We start from the raw sequence: 20,239 nt of genomic DNA on the forward strand, positions 1-20,239 counted from the left end.
TTAACCTGAAAAGCATGCGAAAAATAGTTCCGGCTCTTGCACTTATGGCTTATGTCTCCTTTTCTTGGGGCCAAGAGCTTAACTCGCCACAGCTTTCACAGTACTTGGCCGACAACCCTTTCGTGTTGTCTCCGACCTATGCCGGTATAGGAGACCACATAAAAATCAGGTTGAACGGTCTGGCCCAATGGGTCGGAATCAAAGATGCGCCACGTACGCAATCTTTGGCCGCCGACATGCGATTGGGCGAGAAATCAGGGATTGGTCTTTTTCTGTACAACGACAGTAACGGGTATACCAAACAACAAGGTGCCAGAATCTCTTTTGCCCACCACCTTACCCTAGATAGGTATGAAGACGAATTTCTTTCTTTCGGACTTTCGTACAACTTTAACCAGTTTCGTATCGATATTGCCGAGTTTGATTTAATAACTTTTCCTGATGGCGGCATTGTTAACAATCGTCAGACCACCAACCACAACTTTGATGTCGGGGCCCTATATCGCTATGATAAATTTTATTTCAGCCTTAACGCCTCGAACCTCATCAACAAGGATCCGCGTAATTTGACCTTTGATGTTGACGAACCTAACGAATTAAGAAACTACTATCTTTATACAGGGTATCGCTATACAAAAAATAAGAATAGCAAACTTGAAATCGAACCTTCACTGTTATATAAAATCTTTGAAAGTGATGGGCGATCGGAAACCGACCTTGCCGTAAAATTCAGGTTCTATGAATTTGAGGATTACTATTATATCGGGGCCAACTATCGTTTTTTATTAGATCATAATCAGGTTTTTCAACCGCACTATATAGCACCAATCGCCGGTTTAAAAAAGAGCAACTTTTATTTCGGTTATTCGTACCAGATCATTTTGAACGAGATTTTGGGCTATAGTACAGGTACCCACGTCGTGACCATTGGTGTTGATCTTTTCCAGGGAATCAGTAATTGTAGGTGTACGTATTAGAAACTTGTTTAAAAAAATTTAAGTCCCTTTGTGCTATCATGCGCTTAAACCATCTTCCATTTAAACAATGATTTGGAGTAAGTTTGTATAAACATATTTCATTTTGGGAAAGATAAAATTGGAAAATATTCGGGTTTATGCCTATCATGGTTGCCTGAAGGAAGAGTCGATTGTCGGAAGCGATTACCGTGTTGATGTATTACTGCATTGCGATCTAAAAAAGGCTTCGCATAGCGATGACTTGGCGCATACAGTAGATTATGTACATATAAACCGTTTGGTTAAGGAGGAAATGAAAATTCCTTCAAAACTCCTGGAACATGTGGCCAAGAGAATTCTTGACCGTATTTTTTGTGAACTTTCCGAAGTCATGCGAGCTAAAGTTTCGGTCTCGAAAATAAATCCGCCTATCGATGGTGACGTTGAAATGGTGACCGTGAGTCTTAAAGAAAAAAGAACGGCTTAAATTTTTCAATATTCAAAAACCGATTACCTTTGCAGCTTAATACGGCATCGTGGCCGAGTGGCTAGGCACAGCTCTGCAAAAGCTTGTACAGCGGTTCGAATCCGCTCGATGCCTCAAAACCCCTTTTTAAGGGGTTTTTTTATTCCCGTATATGTTCGATCCGCTCAATACCTTTTTCAATATTGAAGCGGTCCTTTGGAAGAAATCCTTTAATAATAAGAACGATTCCGCAGATTACCAAGATAACCCCTAAACCTTTTTTTATCAAACGAATTCGGTCAATGGTAAGTTTTCTCTTGAGCTGTTTTGCCAACAGTATTTTAAGAAGATCGGTAACAAAGTAGGCAATAATCATTGTGGTAAAAAAAGTTATGATCCGGTTCGACTCATTATCGAGACTAGGCCCTACTACAATGATAACACCAAGCCAAAACACCAGTACTCCAATATTTATGAAATTCAGCAAAAAACCCTTTAAGAAAAGTCCGGGATATCCCTTGTTAACTTTTACCGCTGTTTTTTCAGCTCCCTTGGCCACTTTTACTTTGACTGACTTTTTCACTATAGTGGTAATGCCATAAACCAATAATATGACACCCCCGAAAACATAGAGTCCGGGTTGATTGCTTAAATTTTCCAATAATTGAAAGCTACTGAAATACGCTACAGTAATGAAAAGAATGTCGGCCAAAATCACACCTAAATCAAAAACCAGGGCCGCCCTGAAACCTTTTATGGCACTTGTTTCGAGAAGTACAAAAAATACAGGGCCGATCATGAAGCTTAAAAAAAAGCCCAAAGGAATCGCTGCCTGAATATCTTCCCACATAAAGGGTCGTTTACTATATTTTTATTTTGATTGATGTCTACTTAGTGCATTCTTGTGATTTTACCCCCAAATACAGTTTTTTCATCCATTTTAGCAGGGTCTCCGTATACCAACACCTCACCACCGGCCTTGACCGTTGCCTTTACATAGTCAGAAGCAAAAATTTCCGCCCGAGATCCAGCATTTACGTTGACCGTAGAAAATTTGGTCTCAAAGGCCTTTCCTTCATACACTCCGCCTGTATTGATGGCAACATCTTGAAGGTTCGAGGTTCCAGAGGTTTTGATTGTTCCGCCTGTTACAGATTTTATCAACATTTGGTCTACCTCGGCATTAATCTCCAATTCACCGCCTTCTTGCGCCTTTAGTTCGAGTATATCTTGCCTAATACTGTCTTCAGATGAAATTCTGGCATCCTCATTGACGTCTATGATGATGATGTCGTCGGTATAATAAACTTCGACAAAAGTCTTATACCCACTGAAAATTTTGTCGATCTGCATACGCAATTTCAAGACACCATCATTGTTGACTATGGCTACCTTATCGGTATTGGTACCTGTTATTATTGCTTTGTTGACGTCTGACCTTATCAGCTTTACCGAAAGGCCATCAAAGGCCTTGATTTCTTTGAAGGAGTCCAGGTCTTTTGAAATTCTTTCCTCTTGCATATATGCCAGCTGAAAGCTACCTAACAACACAATGAGTATTCCTATTTTTTGTATCATATCAGTTTTTAGTAGGTTGCCACCCTCCTTAAACAAACTTCATTCCAAAAAATCAAATCATTCGTTCTTTCCGATCAAGGCAAAGTCTAAATGTCTTTTTATCAAATCGGTGTTTTTTACCATGACCACCACCTCGTCTCCGAGGGTATAGGTTTTACGCGTGCGTTCACCGATAATGGCGTATTTCTTTTCATCAAAGATATAATAATCGCCCTTGATATCCCTGATCCTGACCATTCCCTCACATTTGTTCTCGATTATCTCAACGTACATGCCCCATTCGGTAACCCCGGAAATTACACCTAAAAACTCTTGATCTTGATGATCTTGCATAAACTTGATCTGCATGTACTTGATCGAATCGCGTTCAGCACTTGCCGCCAAATATTCCATATCTGAGGAATGTTTACATTTATCTTCGTAGACCTCAGCCTTGGGAGATTTACCACCATCGAGATAATGTTGTAACAAACGATGGGTCATTACATCAGGATATCTACGTATCGGAGAGGTGAAATGGCTATAATAGTCAAATGCCAAACCATAGTGGCCAATATTCTGGGTCGTGTAAATGGCCTTGCTCATACTTCGAATGGCCAAAGTATCGACAAGATTCTGTTCTTTTTGGCCCTTGACATCTTCGAGGAGCTTGTTTAGCGATTCGCTGATGGACTTTTTATCCTTAAATATAAGTTTGTGGCCAAATCTTGAAATAACTCCATTCAGGGCCATAAGCTTATCTTCATCGGGTTCGTCATGAACCCGATACACAAAAGTCTTGGTAGGTTTCTGTTTACCAATGTATTCGGCAACCTTTCTATTGGCAAGCAACATAAACTCCTCTATAAGTTTATTGGCATCTTTTGATTCTTTAAAATAGACCCCCTCGGGCTCGTTGTCTTCGTTTAAATTAAATCTTACCTCTACCTTGTCGAACGAAATGGCACCCATTTCCATTCTTTTTTTACGCATCAGCTTTGCAAGTTTGTCCAAGGTCAAGGTAGCTTCTACGATTTCTTTCGAAACCGAATAGGCATTACCTCGAATGGAAATATCACTAGGAATATTTCCATTCTTGTTCTCTATAATATATTGCGCCTCCTCATAGGCAAAACGTTCATTGGAGTCGATCACCGTTCGCCCGAACCACTGGTTCTTTAGTTGTGCTTTACCATCCAATTCAAAAATGGCCGAAAAAGTATATTTTTCCTCATTGGGCCTCAATGAACATACATTGTTCGACAACACCTCGGGCAACATGGGAACGACCCTGTCTACAAGATATACCGAAGTGGCCCTATCATAGGCCTCTTCGTCTAAAATTGTATCTTCTTGTACGTAATGTGATACATCTGCGATATGTATACCTATCTCGTAATTGCCGTTCTCCAAAATCTTGAACGAAAGGGCGTCATCAAAATCCTTCGCATCTTTAGGGTCGATGGTGAAGGTCAGTTCGTTGCGCATGTCCCTACGTTTCGCAATTTCTTCTGATTTTATACTTGTATCGATCGAATCGGCAAAACGTTCCACTTCTACGGGAAATTCATAAGGCAGGCCGTATTCGGCCAAAATCGAATGGATTTCGGTATTATGCTCACCCGGTTTTCCAAGTATCTCGTTAATTTCACCTATTGGGGAATCTCTATCATCGGGCCACTCTAGTATATCGACCAATACTTTATCTCCATTTTTTGCTTTTCCTATCTTATCTTTGGGAATAAAAATATCTGTGTACATCTTGAAGTCGGTAGGCCGGACAAATGCAAAATTGGGCTGCAGATCCACAATGCCCACAAAGCTAGTCTTGTTTCTTGCGATTACCTTGGTAATCTCTCCTTCAAGTTTTTTAGAATTCCTTTTCGGAAAAACATATACCTCTACAGTATCTTTGTGAAAGGCCTTTTTAAGTTTGTTAAAAGGTACGAACACGTCATCGTCAAACCCTTCTATGATTATATAGGCATTACCGCGACCGGTGATGTCAACGGTTCCGGTATGGTATTTTTTCGTGGGCGCCAAAGCTTTGTAACTACCGCGTGTTTCTTCTATAATGCGTTTTTTTTCTTTTAACTGTACCAGTCTCTTTATCAACAAATTTCTGTCGTGAGCATCATTGATTCCTATTTGTGACGCAATTTGTTTGTAGTTGAAGCTTTTTTTAGGATTTTTTTCCAGTACGGTAAAAATACCTTTGGTAATTTCATTTTTTCTATGGTTTATTGCTTTTTTCTTCTTCGACATCAATTCTCATGGTTTGCGCCGAAAATTACGAATTATAATCCATAAGCGATATTCAAAAGACATTTCCAACCATATACCTATCCAAGAGAAGTTATGAACATTTAATTATATATTATTTTATTATTTAAAGATTTAAAAATAAAAATGATGATGATGATAGTTTGTTGAAATTAGGTATAAAAATTTCATCAAAAACTTGCTTTCAACCACATTGATACTTTATTGACAATTTATCTGCCCAAAATTCTTTTAATAATCAAGGTTTTAGAATTATTATCAACTTATCTTGATAACCTATATCAACAGATTTTGTGTAATAAGTAAATGTTCTTTTGTTGTTAATTTCAAAGAGTGGTGTTTTGATATCTTTGTTTTATTTTATTGCAAATAAATTACCTTATGTAAAGCGAGTTTTATATAACACTAAGGTTTGTTGAATTCCAAATTAAAGTTTTATTTTTTTTTATCGATCTATGAACAATCTTTTTGGGTAAGGCGGTATCTAATTTGTTGGGCTTGGGTTCTTTTTGTGCTGTACACATATCTATCGTACATTTGTAATACTCACAAATACATTTTTTTATGAGAATAGCCATAGGAAACGACCATGCGGGAACAGCCTATAAACTCGCGATCATCGGGCTGTTGAAATCTATGCAAATAGACGTTGGTAATTATGGTACCGATGGTACCGATAGTGTTGACTATCCTGATTTTGTGCATCCCGTGGCACGTGAGGTAGAGGAGGGAAAAGCCGATTATGGAATCATTATTTGCGGAAGCGGCAACGGTGCTTCCATGACCGCCAACAAGCACCAAAAAATAAGGTGTGCCCTCTGTTGGAACAAAGAAATAGTGGCCTTGGGCAGAGAACATAACGATGCCAACATTTTAAGTCTGCCCGCACGTTTTATTTCTCTTCCCCAGGCCTTGGAGATGGTAAAAGTCTTTTTGAATACTGAATTTGAGGGCGGTCGCCACGAGAGGAGGATTGAAAAAATACCCTGTTAATGGGGCACCATCACGCACATTCGAACCATCATCATTCACATGCCGACCTTAAAGGAAGAAATCTGGTCATTTCCATTTTTCTGAATCTTTTGATTACCGTATCACAAGTTGTGGGAGGTATCATTTCGGGAAGCCTTTCATTACTCTCGGATGCATTACACAATTTCAGCGACGTACTTTCACTTATCATTAGTTACATCGCCACGATACTTTCAAGAAAAGAGGCTTCGGCCAATAAGACCTTTGGTTATAAAAGAGCTGAAATAATAGCGGCTTTTGTCAATTCGTCAACCTTGATCATCGTAGCGATAATTTTGATCAAAGAGGCAATAGAAAGGTTTTTGGCCCCCGAGGAAATAGAATCCGATCTTGTAATTTGGCTATCTCTATTAGGTATCGTGGCAAACGGATTTAGTGTACTGTTACTAAAGAAAGATTCAGAAAGCAACATGAACATGAAATCGGCCTATTTACACTTGCTGACCGATATGATGGCCTCGGTGGCCGTTTTGATCGGTGGGTTGTTGATGAAATATTTTCAATGGTTTTGGGTAGATCCGTTATTGACATTGGCCATTGCCCTGTACCTAATATATATGGGTTGGGCCCTCTTGCGTGATTCTACCCGGGTATTGATGTTGTTTACACCGGGATCTATAGAGGTTAGAGACATTGTCGATGCCATCAAGAAGATTAAAGCCGTAAAAAACGTGCACCATGTACATATTTGGCAGCTAAATGAAGATGAGGTACATCTTGAGGCGCATATCGATTTTGTGAACGACATCAAACTTTCTGAATTTGACATTATTTTGGAAGAAATAGAAGAAGAACTCTATCATCATCACGGAATCAACCATGTCAACATACAACCTGAGTTTGGAAAATGCGATAGCAAACAAATAATAGTCCAAGATTAATGCTGAAAATCGACATTAAAAAATTTGAGGATTTAACACCGAAAGAGTTATACGCTATTTTACGGCTGCGCAGCGAGGTCTTTGTTGTCGAACAGAACTGCGTCTATCAAGATTTAGACGACAAGGACGTTCTGGCACTACACGTAATCGGCTTCAAGAAAAACACAGTAGTCGCGTACACGCGTGTTTTTAAACCCGGCGACTATTTTAGTGAAGCCAGTATAGGCAGGGTAGTGGTAAAGGCCAATGAGCGCCAGTACGGTTATGGTAGAGAGATAATGGCCGCATCGATAAAGGCGGTTGAAAACCTTTTTCATACGACTACAATCCATTTATCGGCGCAATGCTATCTACAGAAATTTTACAATAGCCTTGGTTTTGAACAAATCGGTGAAGAGTATCTCGAAGATGGTATACCCCATATCGGGATGGTCAAAAAATAAAAGGCAACAACCTTTGAATTATATCTTGATGGGCGTTTTGTTCGTCAAGTTGATATCTTCCAACATGGTATCGGTAAACCTATAATGCCCTTTGGTCGTAATAATTCGAAAAATACCTGAGTTCATTCGGCTCAAAGTGTCCAAAAAAAGCCATTTTGACTTTAATAATCTAGGCTTCTCCGTTTTCAGGCCGATTTCAAAGAAATACTTCCTTCCGTTCTTGGTGGCGGTGATATCAGGGGTGATCTTATTGCCCGTTTCTTTTCTAATGTATGATTTCGGACTTTCAAAACCGTCCGTGTCGGCCTTGATATCCTCAAAACCGGTAGCTTCCAAATATTGGATAGATTTTTCTAAAAAATCCGTATTTTCTGACTTGTCTATTTTTATCATAAAGGGCAAGATAACAGAAATATAGAAAAATCCTAATTTTTTGCCTTGATTAACAGCATATTAACTTCGAGGCCCTAGTTTCTTTTCAATTCTTTTAATGGTATTCCAATTTCTGGTCGTTATATCCTTACCATAAAAAAGTTCCAGGGCCTGCATGGCTTGAGGTGTTCCTGATCTTGAAACATCAAGTACACTTAGAACTGTCTTGTCTTGTCGGCTCAATATCTCGTAAGAACCGTCTTCACTTGACCAAGGCAAGGGTGTGGGGTCTTTTACATCGATATTCAAGAACGAAACATACAGCCGAATATCTTTTGTGACTACAATGTTTTTGAATGGATCTTCATTTAATAAATCATGGATTAAATCGATATTTCTGATCAAAGTGGGTATGGGAAAGCCAAAAGTTTTTTCAAGACGATCCGAAATCCCTTTTTCCAAATCCATAAGACGATTTTCTTCACTATCGAACAAGACATTGCCCGAATTCAAAAGTGTCTCCACATTGGTGAACCCCATCTTGGTCATTTCCTTTTTGAGTTCTGCCATTGGAACCTTGTGATGCCCTCCGACATTAATGCCCCTAAGAAAGGCAACATAGGTTGTTTTTTCGATCGGACTGTTTTTTTTGGTCATTGCAACAGTTTTTATTTTTAGGTTTTAAGGTGGTGGCATAAAGCCACGATTGGCAACCTATGGAAATATAATAAAATTGTCGAAGCACGATATGGTCCTTTTAGAATATTGACGCATAATCTAAATTTTATTATTTGACCAATGGGTCGGTTTCATACTGTGATATTTCCCGGATTTCAAGACGGAAACACCATAAAATACAAATCGAATCGATGAAATACATTCTATTTTATTGGGGCTATGACGAATATGGCCATCACAGACCAGATAGTTGGTATAAGTGCTTATACGAAGCGCTTGGCCATTCCATTTTTGATTAAAAAATCTAGTTTTAAAACTAGATTTACGGGTTTTTCGGCCTTGTTATGTTTTGAAAAGTATAGATATCCTTCTTTTTTAGGATGTAAAGTTTCCAATTTAAGCTTTGAATGGTTTTCTTCATTTAACGCGATTATTGATTCAAGAGATTTTCTTGAAATGTTTCTTGAGCCAAGAAAAGAAATCAATTTTTCGCGATTGACAAATGTTAGTTTGCATGAAGTAAACGTATCCGGTTCATCGGTATAAATGGCGGTTACCAGCGTATAGAAATCGGTTTTTTTGGTCTGGTCGAACAACCATCCCTTCTTGACCGCCCCATGTTTGTAGTAGATCAGTTCAAAAGCGAATGTCGGCAGATCTTCGTTAACGTAGTCCAATTGTGCTTTTTCATCGACAAGAAAAGTTTTAGCGGTTGCTTTATGGGTAAAAATTAGGTCTATACCTTTCATTTGCCGAGTCAAGTCGGCAATACGTTCAAAATGGTAGTTTTTAAGGTGCTTGCCATAATAACGGTCAAGTAATTTCGAAAGCCTTTGCTCTTTTTTTAGATCCGATTGAAATGTACTTTTTTTTTGTGTTGACACGGATTGGAATAGGCTAATTGTTCATTCCCCGGTTGGTTGAAACCTGCCGTATTTTTTCATACAATGCGCTTCCGATGCGCTCGACTACGCCCACCACTAATGCGTTGCCCATAAAAAAAGCCCTTTTCGTGTCGCTGATGCCTTCCAATTTGGTATGGTTGTCTGGAAACATGTTCAAACGCTCCAATTCGACCGGGGTCAATCGGCGTAGCCCTTTTTGGGTTTGCACGACGTGTTTGAAGCGCGATGGACTTTTGCCGCCCTCGCCGGTGATAACGGTACGCGAAGCGTTGTCCAGCGCATCGGGAAAAATCATTCCGCCCTCGCTGTAATTGTATTCAAAACCGTTTTTTGCCGTACGCACCTCCTTTTTGGCCCCTTTTAAATATTCCCATTTTGGGTAATCTTCTTGTGGAATAAAGAATTCATCGGTTACTTCCCCATTTTGCAAAATATCGCCCAAAACGGTCCTTTTTCCATCATAATCTGGAAAAGTCCTGATGGTTGATACTTCTCCCTCTATACATACACCCGAATTTTCAAAAGGCGATAATTTGCCTTCTTCGTTGAAATTTGATGAGATTTCGACCAAGTCACCCTTGATTTTAAAGGTTTTTGGGCTTTTATGCCCTTTTTCGACCGAAAAAACGGATGCGATGGTTCCTGAGTTATGCGTCCATTCCGATTTATTAGCTCCTTTTAAATGACTGTAAATCGGTGTCGATTTGTGGTAGCCCAAGAAAAAAATACGTCTTCGTCGTTGCGGCATGCCATAATCGGCCGCATTGATAACGCGCCATTCTACGGCATAACCCAATTCATCAAGACTTTTGAGCATAACGGCAAAATCGCGCCCCCTTTGGTTCGAAGGCGATTTTAAGAGCCGATCGACATTTTCGAGAAAAAGATATTTGGGAGGATTTTTCTTTTCGGATAGAATCCTATGGATGCTCCACCATAAGACCCCTTTTTTTCCGATCAATCCCTTTGAGTTCTGCAAGGTTGTTGCAACCGAATAATCCTGACAAGGGAACCCCCCGACCAAAATATCGCCATCAGGAATTTCTGAGATCGGAACCTCGGAAATATCGGTATTGTTATGATTTTTGTTTCCGAATCGGGCCTCATAGACCAGAGAGGCATGCTGGGTCTTGGTCGAAGGTTCCCACTGATTGCTCCAGACCACTTCGTAATGTCCGGTCTTTTCAAGACCCAGTCGGAACCCGCCGACACCTGCAAAAAGTTCGATGACCTTTAATTTCTTCATGCAGGACGAAATTAATCAAAAAGCTTAAAATTAAGGAATGGAAAACCGCATATATGGACAAAACGGTCGGCATCTCCCGTATTAACATCCAGCGAACCTGAGTGTAGATCATGAATATGTTTATTTTTGCTCGATAGTTGTGATTTAAACCTACCCGAGCCACTACAAAAACCATTGATTATGAACATTAGACGCCACATTTACACTCTACTTTGCGGCGTTCTTTGTATGGTCTCGTGCCAGACCGAGCTTAAAGAGGAAAATCTTTTTGAGGAAGAGATAGCGAACATAAGGTCACAGTTTGCACCCGACAAACGAGTGGCATTGTTCGAGGTAGAAGCGATTAGGAACAACGATAGTTACATTTTGAGGGGTGAAAGCGATATGCAAGACGCTATCGAAGCGCTGAAGAAGCAATTGTACGCCAAAAATGTCGCTTTTGTTGACAGTATACAACTTTTGCCATCCCATGATTTGGGAGAAAATATAAAGGCAATAGTCAATATTTCGGTGGCCAACTTGCGCAGCAACCCCAAACATTCGGCAGAATTGGCCACACAGGCCACTTTGGGCACCCCTTTAAAGGTTCTAAAAAAAGAAGGCGGTTGGTATTACATTCAAACTCCGGATAAATATTTGTCCTGGGTCGATGATGGTGGCATTACCTTGATGGATAAATCGCATTTTGAGCGATGGCAGGCTACCGACAAGATTATTTACACCAAGACCTATGGACATTCGTATGCAGAAAAAGATAATAAGCAAGTTGTCTCCGATTTGGTGGCGGGCGCTATTTTGGAAACCACTGGTATTTCGGACAATTATTTTCAGGTTAAATATCCTGACGGAAGAACGGCATTTGTTATGAAAGACGAGGCCGAAAATTATGACCACTGGCTTGAAGGTCTTGCCCCAACGGTAGATGACCTTGTGGCCACATCTGAAACTTTGATGGGCGTACCCTACCTTTGGGGCGGTACTTCAACCAAAGGCATGGACTGCAGCGGTTTTACAAAGACCATCTATTTCTTGAACGGAATGGTCATACCAAGAGATGCCTCCCAACAGGTACATGCGGGTCAGTCCGTCGATTCCATAATGGATTTTGAAAACCTGAAAAAGGGTGATTTACTCTTTTTCGGAACAAAGGCCACCGATTCGACGAATGAAAAAGTGGTCCATGTGGGCATGTGGATCGGCAACAATGAATTCATCCATGCATCTAATATGGTACGGATCAGCAGTATGGACCCCAAGGCCGAAAATTTTGATGAATGGAACCGCAATCGCTATCTGCGCACCAAAAGGATTTTAAGAGAGGAAGACGAGGCACTGATCAATTTGACACGAACACCTTTGTTCAAAGACTAAAATAAAGAATTGGTCAAGTTGATTTTTACTTAAAAACGATGTTTTAGTATTTTTTTAGAATTCTTCCGATTTCAATCGCCTATCTTACCACACTATCACATTTTGTTAACGATTTTCTTAATAATTAGATCTATGAGAAGATATATCGCTATTATTCTACCCTTGTTTTCACTTGTCTTTTTGAATGCGTAATATGAAATCAAACCATCGACTGGGTATTCTTCCAATATTGGCATAATGGTAAATATGCTGGAAGACTTGAAGAAAAGGATAACAGAAGAGGTCAAAGACCTTGACCAGTCGCAAACCGATTTCGAATTTGATGAAAATGCGAATAGCATTGGTGCTTTGGTCATGCATTTGGTGGCAACGGAGGCATATTACCAAATAGAAACATTGGAAGGACGGCAATGGACAGAAGAAGAGCGGGAGCATTTGGGCGTTGGTGGCGAACTTAATGATAAATCAAAAAAAGTACTCAAAGGGAAACCCATTCGACACTATTTGGACTTATGGGATGAAATTCGAGAAAAAACCTTGGCAGGACTCAAAACTAAAGACGACAAATGGTTTTCGAGCAATATCGAAGAGGGCATCAATTATCATTGGGTGTGGTATCATGTTATGGAGCATCAAGCTAATCATATGGGCCAAATAGCATTGGTTAAGAACAGATTACCTAAATAAATTTCAAACAGTTTTACCAAAAACAACTTCTAAGTGCCGTTCGTCGGGCATGCGTTTTTTGCTGAACAAACTCACGGTAATATAGGTCAGCATTGAGATTAGAAATGCAGGAATGATTTCGTGGATATCCTTCAAGGGTTCATACTCGAACCGAAATGCGAAACGCCAAACAATGTTCACCAACATACCCGCAATCATCGAAGTTAACGCGCCAAGGTCTGTGCCCCACTTCAAATAGAGTCCGCCAAAGATGGCCGGAAAAAAACTGGCCGCGAAAACCGCACCGGCAAATGCGGTCAATTCAACGATTCCGGCCATGGGATAGAGCGTCATAGCATATACGATAACGCAATAGATTACCATGAACCACTTGGTTCGGGGAACGATTTTTGATTCTGACATTGGTTTTGCAACATGCCAAATGTCTTTTACGAATGCCGTTCCGATAATAATAATGACCGATGCCAAAGAAGACATTCCGGCGGCGAAAAGTCCGGCAACGCAAATACCACTGACGAATTTGTTGTCGAATTTATCCAACATAAAGCCCACGACCTCATCGGTATCGTTTATCAGGAGATTTGCTTCTTCTGTTGAGGCCATACCATGTACCAGGGCACCGAGGCCCATCACGCAGACCAAGGAAATTCCCAAAAAAACCGGTGTCCATATCATGGCAAAACGCATACTTCTTGCATTGTCTACCGAATAGAAGCGAATCAGGTTTTTCGGCTCAGAAATTTGTTTCATTCCGACCGATAGGCCAATGCCCAGGATGTACAAAAAGGAGACCAGTTCGCCAAAAGCCACCAACCCTGATTTTATGGGTTCTCCTGATTTGGTCAAATGATCTGTGCTGCGAATGGTTTCCATTAGATTATCGACCCCGCCGACATACATGAACGGAATCGCCAACATCAAAATGGCCACGCCGAACATGATGATACCTTGAACGGCATCCGTCCACAAGACGCTATACATTCCGCCCCAAATCGTGTAGGCACAGGTAATCGCGATTATGGCAAATGCACCATATTCATAAGGTATATCCAATACCGAGGTCAATACATGGGCACAACCTTTGGCAATGCCAATCATATACCACAAGGTTGCGAACAATATGATGACCGCCGACAGCACCCGTATGCTTTTCGCGAGATTGCTTTTGTACCTTAAATGAAAATAATCAGGAATGGTAAACGATTTCAACCGTGCGGTCTGAAATCGCATTTTAGGCCCTAAAAGTTGCCACGAGATTATGCAGAAGACCGTCCAAATCAGTCCCATCCAAGCCCAAGAAAGTCCGTATTCAAAAGATTTCCCTGCCTGCCCGATATAGGTGTTGGTACTCGCAGAGGTGGAAAAAAAGGCCAAGGAGATCACCCATCCCGGAATTTCTCTTTTGGCGACATAATACCCTTCAACCCCCTGGTTGGCCTTTTTCTTGAAGTGCCATCCGATGTACAGACATCCACCGACATAAACAGCCGTAAGGATCAAGGTGACGTAATGTTCGCTGAAATAATCCATCAAGGTTCGGGGTTGTGGTCGCTTTCATCCACCGTGATATCGCGCTTCATTACCAAAACGGCATTGATGATTACCAGAACGATGATACCGAGATAGGGGAATAGAGTAAGAAAATCCATGTATTCAAGTTACGGGTTCGGCATTTTGAGTTTTATTGTTTTCCAATCTCATCGAGCGTTCTCCCCCTTTGGGGGAGTTAGAGGGGGCCACATCTCCTTTACTTCATTCTTCGTTACTTTGCCCAATACGTTTCTGGGTAATCCATTCCTAACAATGTAGTTCCTAGGTATTTTATACGCAGGCAATTGCGTTTTCAACCACTCGGAAATTTGCTTGAAATCCACAGTATCTTTTTTTGAAACGATGCAGGCCGAAACTACTTCGCCCCATTCGTCATCGGGTAGCCCGACCACGGCACAATCGTCAACAAGTTCATGTTTTCGCAGCACATCTTCGATTTCCAAAGCGGAAATTTTATATCCGCCCGATTTGATGATGTCCACACTATCGCGCCCCAATATTTTATAAAGTCCGTCGTTCAACATGCCGATATCGCCCGTAATGAACCAGCCATCTTCGGTAAAGGCTTTTCGTGTAGCTTCCTGTTTTTTCCAATATTCCTTAAAAACACTCGGCCCTTTGATCTGGAATTCCCCGGGTTCATTTTCGCCTACAGTTTCGTCGTTCGAATCGACCAGTCGCATCTGAACACCCGGCAACGGCAATCCAACATGGCCGGGCCTTCGTTCTCCGCGATACGAATTGGATAATCCCATTCCGATTTCGGTCATTCCATAACGCTCCAATAAGGTTTGACCTGTGATTTCCTTCCATTTTTGAAGTACCGGTACGGGCAATGCCGCAGAACCGGAAACCATGAGCCGCAATTTCGATGCGGCTTTTGACATTTTTTTCTGTTCTTCGGCAGCGGCTTTTTCCCAAAAGGAAATCAATTTATAATAAATGGTCGGCACTGCCATGAACAGGGTCAACCTTCCCGATTTGAAAATTTCCCAGACTTTTTCAGCATCGAATTTTGGAAGGAATTCGCAGCAAGCACCGCTCCAAAGCGCACAACCCATAACGTTGATGATTCCATGTACATGGTGCAAAGGCAGAATATTAAGGATATAATCCTCTTTATGCCATTCCCAAGCGTCGACCAAAGTCGTGATCTGTGCCTCGATATTGTCATGGGTCGTGACGACCCCTTTGGGCCTGTTCGTGGTGCCGCTGGTGTACAAAATCATGGCCCGACGCCGCGAATCGATATCGGGCAGGCTGGTTGTATTTTCTTTTAAAACCGATTCCAATGCGGTTACCGAAATACCGATTGTGGCCTCCAAAGGTTTCAAAAAACCGATATAGTCTTTGTGGGCGATTACGATTTCGGCCTGCGTATCTTCCAAAACATATTGTATAGATGGCAATGGATGAAGCACGCAAAGCGGAACGGCAATTCCACCAGCGGCCCAAATGCCCCATTGCACGGCCGTATATTCAAACGAAGGAGGCACCAAAAAAGTAATCCGCGCCTCATTGAGATCGTCTTTTCCATCCAACAAGTTGGCCGCGACATTTCGGGAAGCTTCCAAAAGTTGTCCGTAGGAATAAGACGCGCCGTTGGATACTACCGCCGTTCTGTTTTTGAAGTCTTTGGCCCTTTCGATGAGTCGGATCATGAGTTAAAGATATTTCATTGTTCGTTCGTTGGAATGACAATAAAAACAGGGCTGTCCAAAAAAGAAAGTGTAAATGTCATATTGAGCTTGTCGAAATACTTTTACTTGTTGAAAATCAAAATCGGTTTCGACAGGCTCAACCTGACAAAATAGCCAAATTTGACTTTTTTGGACAGCCCTGTTTTAAGGGGCCTACAATTCAACGGTCTTGCCCGTCTTGAAAGACTCGTCGGCGGCCAGAACGATACGTAAACTGTTTACGGCATCGCGCAAATGGTCGCTCATATCCAGGTCTTGTTGAATCGCTTTTAAAAAATATTCCTGCTCCAAAAGACATAGTCCATCGTGATCGGGTTCATCGGATGTATCTATCAGCTCGTCGGGTTTGGCAAAATTTCCATGTTCATCCATGACGCTATGATGTAGTTTCAATGCTCCGGTTTTTGAATGGTCGTCCACGCTATCGGAATCGCCCTTGGCCTCATCGACAATGGAGACACAACCTTTTGGACCGATTACATCCTTTACAAAAAAAGCGGTCTCGCTCATCATCGGCCCCCAGCCCGCTTCGTACCATCCGACAGAACCATCCTTAAAGCGAACCTGTAATTGACCATAATTGTACATGTTGGTATCGACCTCATCAGAAAGTCTTGCACCGATCGCACTTACGCTTACAGGCACCGATTCGGTCATTAGACACATTACATCCACATAATGCACCCCACAATCTACGATAGGCGACATGCTGTTCATCAACTGCTTGTGGGTGTACCAGTTGTCGCCCGAACTTTGCTGGTTGAGGTTCATGCGCATGACAAGGGGTTTGCCCAAGGTTTTGGCGACCTCCACAAACTTGGCCCACGCAGGGTGGACACGCAAAATATAGCCCACCACCATTTTTTTGCCTTTTTCCTGCGCCAGATGGGTCAAGCGTTGCGCATCTTCAACGGTCAAGGCCAAAGGTTTTTCTACGAAAACATGGGCATCGGCATTCAAGGCTTCCTGTATGTATTCGGCATGCGTATCGGGGTAGGTATTGATCGAGACCGCATCAGGTTTTGAGATCTCCAAAGCGGTTTTATAATCTCCAAAAGTAGGGTAGCCGCCCAATTCCTGGGACAGTTTTTCCCTGCTTTCGGGCCTACGGCTGACCAGGCCGACAATTTCGAAATTTTCCATTTGATGGTAGGCCCGCGCATGCGAGGCACCCATATTGCCGCAACCTACGACCAACACCCTTATTTTATCCATGATTCCCTATATTGGTAAATAATAAGATTGAAAATTAAACAATGAAACCGACAACACCAACCGCAAGATTAAGGTTGCTTGGCCATCTTTTTATTTCCGTTATGGGGATATTTTTTCTTTCGGGAAGAAATGTGGATAAAAAAACTGTTGAAAACGACCCGGAAGCAAAACCCAACATTCTCTTTTTGATTGCCGATGAGACGAAAATAAGTTTTTAGTCCGAGACAAGGGTAGCTTAATATTGAAACGCTATGTGACCGATTGGCCAAAAAATAGATTGAAGATTAGTGGATATGCTACGGTCGGCAAAGAACGCAAATTATTATTAACTAGAACTTCCAATTGAAGTGGCGCGCTCATGCAGCTGCCTTCGCATTATTATGTTTTGAGAACATGGTGATGGCATAGTTCAGGTATTAGTATCACTCAATTTTTGCCATAATTCCCCAGCCGTTCGCTTTATCCGATACCGCAACCAAGATTTCATTTTCTCCTTTTTTCGTGTTTAGAAAGAGCGTGTTTCCATCGATGAGCATATCACCCCTGAAAGTCGGCCCTTTTGCCCTGAAACTGTTTTTTCCTTGAAATAACTTGGCGCCATTAAAGTAAACGACCGCGTCATCACTGAAATCAAAAGACAGCTTTTTTACAGCCGGTTCTGAAGACCTAAATTTATATCGTGCCCAAACAACATTCACCGGATTTTCCTCGAAGTTTCCTGAACTTGTTTTTCTGCGATGTTTATTGATGTTCAAAAGCCCTGAAGGCTCGGCGGAATAAATTTTCCATTCTAGTTTTTTAGTTTTGGGATATTGATTTACATCCATTTTTGAAATCTCATAGGTTTTGCTGAGCTCCCATTCGCGAACTACATCAGGGTCATACTTTTCATGCTGATTGAATGGCGTAGTTTCTGAGAATTGGGTGTATTTGAAATTTGAAAAGTAGGCCCCTAGAAAGCTGTAAAAGCCAATAAACCCTTTTTTGTCTTTTCTTCGGAGATTAGCCACATGCAATATAGGTTCGGGCATCCCATTGAGAAACGCTTTTAATTCAGAACCCCTAAATTCTACTTTTATATGGTTCCATTCCTTGGGATTGAAATTGATCACGGCCTGATGCTCTCTGTACAATTGCCAATTAGATTCACCATTGAACTCGGGGTTGTATTGAATCGCATCCGGAAATCCTGATTTGTGTAAGCGTACATAAAAGGTTTCATGGTTTCCACGGTCTTGCGCCCTAAAATATAGTCCCGCGAATGCCCGGGGTTTTTCTGCCATGAAATCAAATTCGATGATACCATCCTGAAATTTTACATTCTCAAGTGAAGCCTGCCCGTTTAGATAGACCGCTTCGTTGCCAAGTTTATTTTCAAATCGCCTTGGCTCGCGCTCCACAAAAGACCATTCCTTTGATACGATCGGCACTTGAACCTGAGCAAATACTTGAAAGGCATTAAAGAATAAGAAAATTATAATTGTATTTTTCATTTGAAATTTTTTATCAAATATCGAAATTGAACGATAAAAGCCGTGTTCATTACTGTTCATGTTTTGTTCAAGCATGACCAATCGCTTTAAATGACCGTATTTTGCCACTATGAACGAGTTCGACAATACTGCTATCGAAAGGTTAAAATCAGAGTTGGTAGATCATCTAAATTGGGGCGAGGCAGCTCATTGGAGCACTCGTAATTTTGAACGGTTAAGCGAAAAAATATTTGAAACCACATCGATTCAATTAAGCGTGTCCACTCTTAAAAGATTTCTAGGAAAGGTGGCTTATTACAATAAACCTGCGCCGGCAACTTTAGATGCCATAGCGGCATTTTTAGGTTACGAAGGCTATATGGACTATCGTTGGACCGTCAAGAAACCTGAAGAACCAATAAGCCAAATCTCAAAAAAGAAGATTTTCATTTACGGTCTTGGCGTATTGGTATTGATGGCGACTGTGGCAGCTGTTTCATTCATAAATCATGGAACACAATCTATAGATCCTTCCAAAACATCCTTTTCTATAAAAAAAGTGACCACCGGATTGCCAAATACGGTTGTATTCGAATACGATGTCACAAAAGTCGATGCCAATTTTGTTGAAATTCAGCAAGATTGGGATTCCACCAAACGCCACAAAGTCAATCCTTCGAATACGATATTTACACATTATTATGAGTATCCCGGCTATTATAATGCCAAATTGTTGGTAAATGGCTTTGTAGTCTCAGAAAAGGATTTGTTCATTCCTTCTGACGGATGGATGTCGGCGATTTCATATTTGAATGAAACAAAACCGCCCAGATATTTGCGGAAAAATGAATTTGAAAGTGATTCAGTGCTAAGGATTTCTACCGATGTCCATAATGACATCCTAATACATCCGGATGAAGTATCACTTGAATTTTTTAATGCTTTCGCGAATCCTGAGTTTGAGTTTGAAAATTTTGACTTCAAGGCTAATGTTCGATTTAACACACAGTCGGGCAAAGTGCCATGTGAATTTAGAAAGCTCATTTTCTTTGGCACCAAAAAATTTATAAGAGTTCCGTTCAGTGTGCCCGGCTGTGTTTCCCAAAACACACTAAGACTTGGCAGTCTTGTGATAGATGGAGAAGAAAATGACCTATCTGACCTTTCAGTTGAAAGTGGAGAATGGTCAAATATTCGAGTAATAAATGTTGACAATCGTTTGTCCATTTATTTGGAAGATAAAATGGTGTTTGAAACCGATCTTATCGATGACTTCGGCAAACTTGCCGGTATTCGTTTTTCGTTCAATGGATCGGGAGAGGTTAAAGATCTGCATCTGTCAAGCAAAGGGAATGTGTTGTTGTCCTTGAAGTAAACACTTTTTTGAATTGATACCTCTTATTTTCTGCAAAGCTTCATTAACA

At 41.1% G+C, this 20,239-nt stretch carries 20 protein-coding genes and 1 tRNA gene; 10 read left to right on the top strand and 11 right to left on the bottom strand.

The window, feature by feature from the left end:
* Nucleotides 1-14 precede the first annotated feature (14 nt).
* The 3 genes from ACEZ3G_RS06405 (at nucleotide 15) to ACEZ3G_RS06415 (ending at nucleotide 1,557) form a co-directional block, all read left to right on the top strand.
* A complete protein-coding gene (locus ACEZ3G_RS06405) occupies nucleotides 15-977 on the top strand; it encodes a PorP/SprF family type IX secretion system membrane protein (RefSeq protein WP_432424618.1) in 963 nt (320 codons plus the stop codon).
* 103 nt (nucleotides 978-1,080) lie between these two features.
* The gene (folB, locus tag ACEZ3G_RS06410) at nucleotides 1,081-1,443 is read left to right on the top strand and encodes a dihydroneopterin aldolase (protein WP_432424619.1); all 363 of its coding nucleotides are present in this window, start codon (nucleotides 1,081-1,083) and stop codon (nucleotides 1,441-1,443) included.
* Between the two features lie 43 nt (nucleotides 1,444-1,486).
* A tRNA-Cys gene (locus tag ACEZ3G_RS06415) sits at nucleotides 1,487-1,557 on the top strand.
* A 25-nt stretch (nucleotides 1,558-1,582) separates the two neighbouring features.
* On the opposite strand, the gene ACEZ3G_RS06420 is transcribed toward ACEZ3G_RS06415, so the two are convergent.
* Genes ACEZ3G_RS06420 through rnr form a run of 3 tightly spaced genes read right to left on the bottom strand, consistent with a single transcriptional unit; the run spans nucleotide 1,583 to nucleotide 5,244 of the window.
* Nucleotides 1,583-2,272, bottom strand: coding sequence for a LysE family translocator (locus ACEZ3G_RS06420; protein ID WP_432424620.1), 690 nt, complete (start codon nucleotides 2,270-2,272; stop codon nucleotides 1,583-1,585).
* Between the two features lie 41 nt (nucleotides 2,273-2,313).
* Nucleotides 2,314-3,000, bottom strand: a complete 687-nt coding sequence (locus ACEZ3G_RS06425; RefSeq protein ID WP_432424621.1) for a head GIN domain-containing protein — start codon at nucleotides 2,998-3,000, stop codon at nucleotides 2,314-2,316.
* Between the two features lie 57 nt (nucleotides 3,001-3,057).
* The gene (rnr, locus tag ACEZ3G_RS06430; RefSeq protein WP_432424622.1) at nucleotides 3,058-5,244 is read right to left on the bottom strand and encodes a ribonuclease R; all 2,187 of its coding nucleotides are present in this window, start codon (nucleotides 5,242-5,244) and stop codon (nucleotides 3,058-3,060) included.
* 582 nt (nucleotides 5,245-5,826) lie between these two features.
* Between rnr and rpiB the strand changes: the two genes are divergently transcribed.
* The 3 genes from rpiB to ACEZ3G_RS06445 are packed head-to-tail and all read left to right on the top strand — an operon-like array spanning nucleotide 5,827 to nucleotide 7,618.
* Complete coding sequence (gene rpiB / locus ACEZ3G_RS06435; protein WP_432424623.1) at nucleotides 5,827-6,255, top strand: ribose 5-phosphate isomerase B; 429 nt, start codon at nucleotides 5,827-5,829, stop codon at nucleotides 6,253-6,255.
* Complete coding sequence (locus tag ACEZ3G_RS06440; protein ID WP_432424624.1) at nucleotides 6,255-7,175, top strand: cation diffusion facilitator family transporter; 921 nt, start codon at nucleotides 6,255-6,257, stop codon at nucleotides 7,173-7,175. Before rpiB ends, ACEZ3G_RS06440 begins: the two co-directional genes overlap by 1 nt.
* Entirely contained in the window at nucleotides 7,175-7,618 is a 444-nt protein-coding gene (locus ACEZ3G_RS06445; RefSeq protein ID WP_432424625.1) for a GNAT family N-acetyltransferase, read from the top strand. The genes ACEZ3G_RS06440 and ACEZ3G_RS06445 overlap by 1 nt, the downstream gene beginning before the upstream one ends.
* Nucleotides 7,619-7,636: 18 nt before the next feature.
* On the opposite strand, the gene ACEZ3G_RS06450 is transcribed toward ACEZ3G_RS06445, so the two are convergent.
* The 4 genes from ACEZ3G_RS06450 to dcm all read right to left on the bottom strand — a co-directional run bounded on the left by ACEZ3G_RS06450 (nucleotide 7,637) and on the right by dcm (nucleotide 10,819).
* Nucleotides 7,637-8,011, bottom strand: a complete 375-nt coding sequence (locus tag ACEZ3G_RS06450) for a hypothetical protein (RefSeq protein WP_432424626.1) — start codon at nucleotides 8,009-8,011, stop codon at nucleotides 7,637-7,639.
* A gap of 60 nt (nucleotides 8,012-8,071) precedes the next feature.
* Nucleotides 8,072-8,647, bottom strand: a complete 576-nt coding sequence (locus ACEZ3G_RS06455) for a DUF1697 domain-containing protein (protein ID WP_432424627.1) — start codon at nucleotides 8,645-8,647, stop codon at nucleotides 8,072-8,074.
* Nucleotides 8,648-8,931: 284 nt separating this feature from the next.
* Nucleotides 8,932-9,552 (bottom strand): hypothetical protein, encoded by a 621-nt coding sequence (locus ACEZ3G_RS06460; protein ID WP_432424628.1) that lies wholly within the window; start codon nucleotides 9,550-9,552, stop codon nucleotides 8,932-8,934.
* A 13-nt stretch (nucleotides 9,553-9,565) separates the two neighbouring features.
* Complete coding sequence (gene dcm / locus ACEZ3G_RS06465; RefSeq protein ID WP_432424629.1) at nucleotides 9,566-10,819, bottom strand: DNA (cytosine-5-)-methyltransferase; 1,254 nt, start codon at nucleotides 10,817-10,819, stop codon at nucleotides 9,566-9,568.
* Nucleotides 10,820-10,999: 180 nt separating this feature from the next.
* Here dcm and ACEZ3G_RS06470 point away from each other — a divergent pair, with 180 nt between their 5' ends.
* A complete protein-coding gene (locus ACEZ3G_RS06470) occupies nucleotides 11,000-12,190 on the top strand; it encodes a C40 family peptidase (protein WP_432424630.1) in 1,191 nt (396 codons plus the stop codon).
* 246 nt (nucleotides 12,191-12,436) lie between these two features.
* Nucleotides 12,437-12,877 carry a DinB family protein gene (locus ACEZ3G_RS06475; protein WP_432424631.1) on the top strand — a complete coding sequence of 147 codons (441 nt, stop codon included), beginning with the start codon at nucleotides 12,437-12,439 and terminating at the stop codon, nucleotides 12,875-12,877.
* 3 nt (nucleotides 12,878-12,880) lie between these two features.
* Here ACEZ3G_RS06475 and ACEZ3G_RS06480 read toward each other — a convergent pair whose 3' ends face one another.
* The 3 genes from ACEZ3G_RS06480 to ACEZ3G_RS06490 form a co-directional block, all read right to left on the bottom strand.
* Entirely contained in the window at nucleotides 12,881-14,407 is a 1,527-nt protein-coding gene (locus ACEZ3G_RS06480; RefSeq protein WP_432424632.1) for a sodium:solute symporter family protein, read from the bottom strand.
* Between the two features lie 167 nt (nucleotides 14,408-14,574).
* On the bottom strand, nucleotides 14,575-16,089 hold the full coding sequence (locus ACEZ3G_RS06485; protein ID WP_432424633.1) for an acyl-CoA synthetase: 1,515 nt from the start codon (nucleotides 16,087-16,089) through the stop codon (nucleotides 14,575-14,577).
* Nucleotides 16,090-16,281: 192 nt separating this feature from the next.
* A complete protein-coding gene (locus ACEZ3G_RS06490) occupies nucleotides 16,282-17,343 on the bottom strand; it encodes a Gfo/Idh/MocA family protein (RefSeq protein WP_432424634.1) in 1,062 nt (353 codons plus the stop codon).
* A 41-nt stretch (nucleotides 17,344-17,384) separates the two neighbouring features.
* On the opposite strand from ACEZ3G_RS06490, the gene ACEZ3G_RS06495 reads away from it, so the two are divergent.
* Nucleotides 17,385-17,561 carry a hypothetical protein gene (locus tag ACEZ3G_RS06495; RefSeq protein ID WP_432424635.1) on the top strand — a complete coding sequence of 59 codons (177 nt, stop codon included), beginning with the start codon at nucleotides 17,385-17,387 and terminating at the stop codon, nucleotides 17,559-17,561.
* Between the two features lie 204 nt (nucleotides 17,562-17,765).
* On the opposite strand, the gene ACEZ3G_RS06500 is transcribed toward ACEZ3G_RS06495, so the two are convergent.
* Nucleotides 17,766-18,836 carry a family 16 glycoside hydrolase gene (locus tag ACEZ3G_RS06500; RefSeq protein WP_432424636.1) on the bottom strand — a complete coding sequence of 357 codons (1,071 nt, stop codon included), beginning with the start codon at nucleotides 18,834-18,836 and terminating at the stop codon, nucleotides 17,766-17,768.
* Nucleotides 18,837-18,945: 109 nt separating this feature from the next.
* Here ACEZ3G_RS06500 and ACEZ3G_RS06505 point away from each other — a divergent pair, with 109 nt between their 5' ends.
* On the top strand, nucleotides 18,946-20,190 hold the full coding sequence (locus ACEZ3G_RS06505) for a hypothetical protein (RefSeq protein ID WP_432424637.1): 1,245 nt from the start codon (nucleotides 18,946-18,948) through the stop codon (nucleotides 20,188-20,190).
* The last annotated feature ends 49 nt before the right edge of the window (nucleotides 20,191-20,239 follow it).

The organism is Meishania litoralis, assembly GCF_042611095.1.
In the GTDB taxonomy this organism is placed as follows: domain Bacteria; phylum Bacteroidota; class Bacteroidia; order Flavobacteriales; family Flavobacteriaceae; genus Meishania; species Meishania litoralis.